The following is a 1,614-nucleotide window of genomic DNA, read 5'->3' on the forward strand; positions in this document are numbered from 1 at the left end:
TGTGGCCAGCGTGCAGCGCGTGAGCGACCTGATCGGAGAGATCACGGCATCGTCCACCGAACAGCGCGACGGCATCGCCCAGGTCAACCAGGCGGTCACACACCTCGATCAGATGACCCAGCAGAACGCGGCGCTGGTGGAGGAATCGACAGCGGCAGCGGCCTCGATGCGCGACCAAGCACAGCGGCTGGCGGAAGTGGTGTCGGTGTTCAACGTGGGCGCGGTGGCGGCGCGGGCTCCGGCAGCGGCACCCCGGGCAGCACCAGCGCCACGGCCTGCGGTGGCCAAGGCCGCGACCAGCGCTCCGCGCGTGGCGTCGGCTTCATCCAAGGCATCTGCGCCGGCGCCTGCGCGCCTGCCTGCTGCCAAGGCGCCCGCTCCCAAGGCAGCACCAGCCGCTTCCGCTTCGTCCGCCCCTGCATCCGCTCCCCGGGCTGCCGCAGGCGGCAACGACGACGAATGGGAGAGCTTCTGACCCGGCCCGCCCGGTGGGGTGTGGGAACTCCTGAATTGATAGCTACCCAGGCAATCTGGTAGCGCGGAAGCAGCCCATTTTTGCTCAAACCCGTGGTGCCAAGACGGGCCCGCCAGACTGGCGCTGCCTGGCGGGAGCCCCGGCGTGGTGTTCGCCGCTTTTTCGTTCGCGCATTTCTGGCGCTTTTTGGATGCGGGTATTTCCCGGTGGGATGCGGGCCCGGCAGCGTGCCGGGCTGGCGTAGGCTATGGCCTGTCGTTGATGTAATCGAATGTTTCTTGCATGCCATGCGCAGAACATGAGAAAGGCATCACCGGTCCACGAGGAAACACCAACCATGCAACTTGACAATATCCGCGTCTCCCGCAAGCTCTGGGGCGCCTTCCTGGGTCTGATGATCGGCATGCTGCTGCTGTCGAGCTTTGCCCAGAACCGGGGCAACAATTCGATGGCGGCCGCGATGGACGGCATCCTCGAGATTGAGGAGCGCATCTCCTCGGCCGTGCGCTGGCGGGGCGCTACCGAAACCGCCGTCACCATGGTCATGGGTGGCGCCGTGACCACCGATGCCGTGCTCGCCGAGCAGTACGGCGCCAAGGTCAAGGAGATCATTGGCAACATCAACAAGGTGCAGGAAAAGATCGTCGCGTCTGCCACCGCGCCGGAGGAAAAAGCAGCGCTCGACAAGGTGCTGGAGGCCCGCAAGGCCGTGCTGGCCGCCACCGCGAAGACCTGGGAGCTGAAAGGCGCGGGCGATGCCGTGGCCACCCAGCGTTATGCCGACGACGAGTTCGCCCCCCTGGTTACCAAGTACCTCAAGTCCCAGGACGACTTTGTGGCCGCGTTGGAAAAGCGCCGCGACGCTATCCGCGCCGATGCCACGAGTCGCCGCATCGAGAACGCCATCTCGGGGATCATCCTTTCCATGGTGCTGCTGGCTGTGGGCATTTTCCTGGCCTGGCGCCTGGTTCACTCCATCACCGTGCCGCTGGACCAGGCCGTCGAAACCATCGACGCGATTGCCGCTGGGGATCTGACCAAGGAATTGCAGTCCACCCGCAAGGACGAGTTTGGCCACATGCTGCGCTCGCTGTCGGGCATGGCCACACGGCTGCGCACAGTGGTGAGCGAGGTGCGCC

Annotated in this window: 1 protein-coding gene and 1 pseudogene; both read left to right on the top strand. The window is 65.7% G+C overall.

From position 1 onward, the window contains the following. A pseudogene (locus AvAM_RS03430) lies at nt 1-475 on the top strand (methyl-accepting chemotaxis protein); the annotation flags it as partial. A gap of 337 nt (nt 476-812) precedes the next feature. Then, nucleotides 813-1,614: HAMP domain-containing protein (locus AvAM_RS03435; protein ID WP_137745773.1), on the top strand; the 802-nt coding region annotated here is incomplete at its 3' end.

It is taken from the genome of Acidovorax sp. NB1 (assembly GCF_005405905.1).
Taxonomy (GTDB): domain Bacteria; phylum Pseudomonadota; class Gammaproteobacteria; order Burkholderiales; family Burkholderiaceae_C; genus Acidovorax.